This window comes from Desulfobotulus pelophilus, from assembly GCF_026155325.1.
GTDB classification, from domain to species: domain Bacteria; phylum Desulfobacterota; class Desulfobacteria; order Desulfobacterales; family ASO4-4; genus Desulfobotulus; species Desulfobotulus pelophilus.
Map to the genome: position 1 here is coordinate 1 of NZ_JAPFPW010000063.1, position 1,203 is coordinate 1,203.

The 1,203-nt window shown below is 55.3% G+C and carries 1 protein-coding gene; it reads right to left on the minus strand.

Annotated elements, in window-relative coordinates:
- Positions 1–1,203: TolC family protein (locus tag OOT00_RS15980; protein ID WP_265426421.1), on the minus strand; the 1,203-nt coding region annotated here is incomplete at both ends.

Genomic DNA, 1,203 nt, shown 5'->3' on the forward strand with positions numbered 1-1,203 from the left:
ACCCGGAGGGTGGTTTCCTGATAGGCTGTTCGGGCTGTGATGCGGTTCGCCCAGGCCCTGGAAAGATAGGTGATGGCATCCAGAAGGTCTGTGGTGGTGGAGACCCCTTCCCTGTAGCTGTACTCCGTAACCCTGAGGTGTTCTTCCGCCTCATCCATACCGGCCTCGGCCACCCGGAGGTTGTTTTTGGCAACGTCTGCATCCAGAAGCAGGTTTTGGAGCTGTACATCGAGGCTGTCCAGTGTTTCTCTTTTTTCGTGATCAATACGGCTGATTTCAAGGCGGCTTTTCTGGACCAGAGCCGGTTTCTTCATGCCGTCAAAGAGATTGACGGAGAAGGAAAGGGTCAGCCGGGTTTCATCTTCCACATTATCGGAAAGATGGTAGTTATCAGCGGACTGCCCATGGGAAAGGGTGAGATCCGCCCTGGGCAGATAGGCACTTTGCGCCACACGCACGCTGTCTTCCGCCATGGCTCTCGTCAGATCCAGAATTTTCAGTTCACTGCGGCGCTGCCTCATCTGAACGGAAAGGGAGTCCACATTATCCAGTTTGCGAAGCTGCTGAAAGTCTGAAAAATCCAGGTCTGAAAGGGTGAGTGTAAGGCCCGATGTACGGGAAAGCTGGTTCATGGCTTTGTTCACAGCGGCATCGGCCCTTGTCCACGCCTGTTCCGCGTCATCCAGAACAACCTTGATTTTGAGATAATCCGCCCTTCGGATCACTCCCACTTCATGGCGGGTTCCGGCCTGTTCATACTCTTTCCGGTAAAGGGTGCGTGTGCTGTCTGCCACTTCCCTTTCGGCCAGCGCCTGATGCACACCAAGAAAGGCCAGAGCGGTTTCCAGACGCACATCCTGCCGCAATCCCTCCATAAGGGCCTCTTGTACTTCCACCCTCCTTCTGGCCGTATCCAGAGCGCCCTGATCACCGAAACCCGCAAAGAGGTTCCAGCGAGCGGCTATTTTCCAGGAAGCATTCTCATCATTTTCAAAGAGAGTGCTGTCTTCAAGGCGGTTGGCCGTGTAGCTCGCATCCACGCCGGGCATGAAGGCGGCGCGGCTTTCCCGTACCCCTTCTTCGGCCTGACGGCGGGAAATCTCATACATACGGAGAATATCCCGGTTTTCCAGAGCGGCATCCATGATTCTGCCAAGATCATAGGAACCGGCAGAAACGGGTGCTGGCAGCAGCATCACCAGA